Genomic DNA, 4,710 nt, shown 5'->3' with positions numbered 1-4,710 from the left:
CTGGCCGGCCTTGGCGCCGACCATGGCGCCCACCGCGGCGCCCAGCGCGCCGCCTTCGGTCTTGGCGCCCTTGGCGGCGACGCCCGAGCCGGCGGCCGCGCCCAGGATGGCGCCCAGCACCGCGCCGGAGGTCTGGCGCTGGCGGGCTTCACGGATGCACGGATCGTAGTTGGCGTCGCCGTAGGCCTGGCCGCCGTAGGTCTGGGCGGCGGCGAAGGTCGGAACCGAGACGGCGCCCACGGCGAGCGAGGCGGCGACGGCGAGGACGACGGGGCGGAACTTCATTGGTCTGGCTCCCAAGCGATTTCTTTGAGCGGGCTCTTTCCGGTCTCGGGAGCCTCACCCGACACGCCCATTTGCGCAGGGTGAAGCTGAACGGCCTTTGACTGGACCGTTCATTTTCGTTCAGCTTCGCTCACCATGCGGGCCACGCCTTCCCCCAAAGGGCGCCGTGGGGCACAAGCGGCCCATGTCGAAGCATCCGCACAAGCCCGTTCCCGCCCGCGTCGAAGAGCTGGAGATCCTCAGCGTCGGAGGGCAGGGCGACGGCGTCGCCGCCGGCCACGTCTTCGTGCCGCTGACCCTGGCGGGCGAACGCGCGCGCGTGAAGGTCGAGGGCGACCGCGGCGAAGTGCTGGAGCTGCTTCAGGCCAGCCCCGAACGGATCGCGCCGGTTTCGCCGCACTACGGCGAATGCGGCGGCTGCGCCCTGCAGCATTGGGCCGCCGAGCCGTACCTGGCCTGGAAGCGCGAGCAGGTGCGCCTGGCGCTCGGGCGCGAGCGGCTGGAGACCGAGATCGCCGACACCATCGCCTGTCCGCCAGCCTCGCGCCGGCGTCTGGCCCTGCACGCCCGCCCCGGCAAGGGCGGGGGCGCGGCGCTGGGCTTCAAGGCGCGCCGCTCCTGGCGGCTGGTGGAGATCACCAGCTGCCCGGTGGCCGATCCGGCGCTGGTGCGCGCCCTGCCGGGCCTGCGCGCCTTGGCGGCGGCCTTCCTGGAGCACCCGAAGTCGGCCCCGACGCTGCACGTCACCGCCACCCTGTCGGGCCTGGACGTCGACGTGACCGGGGTGGAGCGCAAGAGCGGCGGCCTGTCGGCCGACCGGCGCATGCAGGCGGCCGAGGCCGCCGCCGCCGCCGACCTGGCGCGAGTGACCATGTCGGGCGAGATCATCTACATGGCCCGCCAGCCGATCGTGCGGTTCGGCCCGGCGACCGTGGCCCTGCCGGCCGGCTCCTTCCTGCAGGCGACGCCGCAGGCCGAAGACGCCATGGCCCGCCTGGCGCTCGAGGCGGTGGCCGGCGCGCGCCACCTGGCCGACCTGTTCTGCGGGGCGGGGACCTTCACCTTCCGTCTGGCCGAGCTGGGCTCGGTGTTCGCCGCCGACGCCCACGAGCCGGCCGTGCGGGCCCTGAAGTCGGCCATCGCCACGGCGCCCGGCCTGAAGCCGATCACGGCCGAGACCCGCGACCTGTTCCGCGCGCCGGTGGTGGCCGAGGAGATGAAGAAGATCGACGCCATCGTGTTCGATCCGCCGCGCGCCGGCGCCGCCGCCCAGACCATCGAGATCGCCCGGTCGAAGGCCGCCACCGTGGTCGGAATCTCGTGCAATCCCGCGACCTTCGCGCGCGACGCTCGCGTGCTGGTGGACGCGGGCTTCCAACTTGAGAAGGTCACCCCGGTGGACCAGTTCCTGTGGTCTCCCCACATCGAGGTGGTCGGAGTGTTCCGCCGCTAGAGCGCGATAGCCGAAAGTGGTCGCCGGTTTCGGCGGCCGTCGCGCTCTCACTAGGAGAGCTCATGCCAGACGCCCGCGCCGTCCGCAGATCCGCCTTCGCCGGCGACGCCGGCCTGCAGGCGTTGCGATCGACCTTCAAGGCGGCGTTCTGGACGGCGGGCGGGTTCGCCGCGCGCCGGGCCTCGCAGCAGCGCGATCACGACGAGGCGGAGCGCTTCGCGCCGACCACGCCGCCGCCGGACCGGCTGCGCCTGCGCCGCGCCTGGCTGGAGGCGTTCGTGAAGGACGCGGCCGATGTCGCCGCGGGTCTCTATCCGGCGTCGGAGCCGATGTTCAGCGATCCGCGCCGGGCCCTCGACGCGGTCGACGATCTGGTGAAGGACGCGCGCGAGGTGGCGGACCGGCGCCGGCGCAAGGGCGGCGTCGAGGCCAGGAGCGAAGCCGGATCAGAGGCTTATCCGCTCTACTATCGGCAGAACTTCCACTTCCAGAGCGGCGGCTGGTTCACGCCCGACAGCGCGCGTCGTTACGAGCCGCAGGTCGAGGCGCTGTTCTCGGGCGCGGCCGGGGCGATGCGCAGGCGGGCGCTGTCGCTGCTGGCCCGGGCCTGGCGTGGGCGCGACCAGCGCGGCCTGACGGTGGTCGACCTGGCCTGCGGGGCCGGCGGCTTCCTGACCGACCTGAAGACCGCGTTTCCGCGCGCTCGCGTGGTGGGGCTGGACCTGTCGCCGAGCTACGCCGTCGAGGCCGCCGCCCGTAGCGGCGCGCCGGTGACGCAAAGCGCCGCCGAACGCCTGCCGTTCGCCGACGCCAGCCTGGACGCGGTCAGCTGCATTTACCTGTTCCACGAGCTGCCGCCGAAGGTGCGCCCCGTCGTGGCCGCCGAGATCGCGCGGGTGCTGAAACCGGGCGGCCTGCTGGCGCTCGCCGACTCCGTCCAGCCGCAGGACGAGCCGGGCCTGGCGCGCCTCTTGGAGGCTTTCCCGGCCTTCTTCCACGAGCCGTACTACGCCGGCTGGCAGACGACGGACGTCGAGGCCCTGTTCGGCGAGGCGGGGCTCAGGCCGGCCGGAACGGACAAGGCTTTCCTGACCAAGGCCTGGCTGTTCGAGAAGCCGGCGGCCTAGCCGAACAGGCTCATCTGGTCCCCGGCCTTGGGCGGGACGCGGAACTGGCTGGTGTCGACTTCGATGGTCCGCTCGCGGTTCAGGCCATAGCGCTTGCAGGCCAGGGCGAAGCGCTTGGCCAGCAGCTCGGCGACCGGACCGGTCCCCTTCATGCGCGTGCCCCACTGGGCGTCGTAGTCGCGGCCGCCGCGGGTCTGGCGGATCAGCGACATCACCCGTGCGGCGCGGTCGGGGCGGGCGTCCTCCAGCCACTCGCGGAACAGGTCCTTGATCTCCAGCGGCAGGCGAAGGGTCACGAACATGGCCCGGGTCGCGCCAGCCTCGGCCGCGCGTTCCAGCACGCTTTCCATCTCGTGGTCGTTCAGGCCCGGAATGGCCGGGGCGAAGCCGACGCCGACCGGCACGCCGGCGTCGGCCAGCCGCTTGACCGCCTCCAGACGCTTCTCCGGCGTGGCCGCGCGCGGCTCCATGGCCCGGGCCAGCTTGCGGTCCAGCGTGGTGATCGAGACGTAGGCCCCGGCCAGCTTGCGTTCGGCCATGCGCGCGAGGATGTCGACGTCGCGCACGATCAGGGCCGACTTGGTGATGACGCTGAGCGGGTGGTTGTAGCGGTCCAGCACCTCCAGCACCTGGCGGGTGATGCCGAGCTTGCGTTCGATCGGCTGGTAGGGATCGGTGTTGCCGCCGATGTGCACCTTCTCGCACTTGTAGCCGGGCTTGGAGAGCTCCTTCTCCAGCAGGGCCGCGGCCTCGGGCTTGAAGAACAGCTTGCTCTCGAAATCCAGGCCCGGCGACAGGCCCATATAGGCGTGGGCGGGGCGCGCGTAGCAGTAGGTGCAGCCGTGTTCGCAGCCCCGGTAGGGATTGATCGAACGGTCGAAGCCGATGTCGGGGCTGTCGTTGCGGGTCAGGATGGTCTTGGCGCGCTCGGGGCTCAGCAGGGTCTCGATCTGCTTCGGCTCGTCGTCGTCGGGCAGCCAGCCGTCGTCGAACGCCTCGCGCTTGTCGGTTTCGTAGCGGCCGGTGGCGTTGGAACGCGCGCCGCGCCCGCGGGGCAGGGCAGGGTGGAAGGCCATGCCCGCACCCTACGCCCGCCGTTGGAACAAATCAAGAACACGACCCGGGGAGGGGCAGCCCTCGCCGGGGCCGCCAAACATCAGCGCGGCCCGTCAGCCGCCAGTCTCATCCACGCCGAAGGCCACGGTCTTGCCCCGGGACAGCGGGTCCCATCCCGCCGCGATGGCGGACGCGATGGCCTTCGCCACGACCCGTGGCGGGATCTGCCCGGGCTGTATTAGCGGCGTCCCCCGTCTCGGCGCCGGCGCCGGCGGAAACTCCAGCACGGCTTCGCGCTGCCCTTCCTGGTGACGCACGGCGATCGCCATGCCGCGCCAACCCGCGACGTCGCTGGACCACTGGGGCTGCCGTTGAACACGCCAGACATAGCGCTCCCCATCGACTTCGATCTCGACCTCAGGGCTTCGCTTCTTTTGTGCCATCCGAGGGAGTTATCCCGGCAGCCCTCCGGAAGCCACCCCAGCTCGTCAGCGGCCTTGCATGCGGCGGTCAAATGGCCGGTTGCGTTCAGATCTCGCCCGGGCTGATCACCTTGAAGCCACGCGCCTTCAGGGCGGCGATCACGCCGTCTTCGGCCAGCAGCCGGCGCAGGGGCACGACCGCGACCGCGTGGCCGGGGGTGTTCAGCGCGTTTGCGATGGCGGCGGTCTGGTCGTTCAGAGCGCGTTTGCGCAGTTCGACGCCGCCGGACAGCAGCAGCAGGCAGCGGTCGGAGCGGCGCGGGGCGCCGATGGCGGCGGCGACGTCGCCGCGGGCCCAGCCCTCGGC

The 4,710-nt window shown here is 72.1% G+C and carries 4 protein-coding genes and 2 pseudogenes; 2 read left to right on the top strand and 4 right to left on the bottom strand.

Annotated features, from left to right (window positions below):
* Positions 1-285, bottom strand: a pseudogene (locus G3573_RS20100) (hypothetical protein); the annotation flags it as partial.
* Between the two features lie 184 nt (positions 286-469).
* Between G3573_RS20100 and G3573_RS20095 the strand changes: the two are divergent.
* Complete coding sequence (locus tag G3573_RS20095) at positions 470-1,738, top strand: class I SAM-dependent RNA methyltransferase (RefSeq protein WP_163263452.1); 1,269 nt, start codon at positions 470-472, stop codon at positions 1,736-1,738.
* A 62-nt stretch (positions 1,739-1,800) separates the two neighbouring features.
* Complete coding sequence (locus G3573_RS20090) at positions 1,801-2,865, top strand: class I SAM-dependent methyltransferase (RefSeq protein WP_163263451.1); 1,065 nt, start codon at positions 1,801-1,803, stop codon at positions 2,863-2,865.
* Here the strand turns inward: G3573_RS20090 and G3573_RS20085 are convergent.
* From G3573_RS20085 to G3573_RS20075, 3 genes and pseudogenes are all read right to left on the bottom strand, one after another.
* A complete protein-coding gene (locus G3573_RS20085; RefSeq protein ID WP_163263450.1) occupies positions 2,862-3,941 on the bottom strand; it encodes a PA0069 family radical SAM protein in 1,080 nt (359 codons plus the stop codon). The genes G3573_RS20090 and G3573_RS20085 overlap by 4 nt on opposite strands.
* Positions 3,942-4,034: 93 nt before the next feature.
* The gene (locus tag G3573_RS20080; protein ID WP_163263449.1) at positions 4,035-4,364 is read right to left on the bottom strand and encodes a hypothetical protein; all 330 of its coding nucleotides are present in this window, start codon (positions 4,362-4,364) and stop codon (positions 4,035-4,037) included.
* Between the two features lie 85 nt (positions 4,365-4,449).
* Positions 4,450-4,710: pseudogene (locus tag G3573_RS20075) on the bottom strand (TraB/GumN family protein); the annotation flags it as partial.

Origin of the sequence: Caulobacter sp. 17J65-9 (genome assembly GCF_010975005.1) — a bacterium.
GTDB lineage: Bacteria > Pseudomonadota > Alphaproteobacteria > Caulobacterales > Caulobacteraceae > 17J80-11.
Note: the sequence above shows the minus strand (reverse complement) of the source record. Positions and strands in the feature narration are given on the sequence as shown.

Bases quoted from the DNA above. Each gene is read 5' to 3' on its own strand.
- G3573_RS20085 (WP_163263450.1), bottom strand. From the start codon at position 3,941: ATGGCCTTCCACCCTGCCCTGCCCCGCGGGCGCGGCGCGCGTTCCAAC.
- G3573_RS20095 (WP_163263452.1), top strand. From the start codon at position 470: ATGTCGAAGCATCCGCACAAGCCCGTTCCCGCCCGCGTCGAAGAGCTG.
- G3573_RS20080 (WP_163263449.1), bottom strand. From the start codon at position 4,364: ATGGCACAAAAGAAGCGAAGCCCTGAGGTCGAGATCGAAGTCGATGGG.
- G3573_RS20090 (WP_163263451.1), top strand. From the start codon at position 1,801: ATGCCAGACGCCCGCGCCGTCCGCAGATCCGCCTTCGCCGGCGACGCC.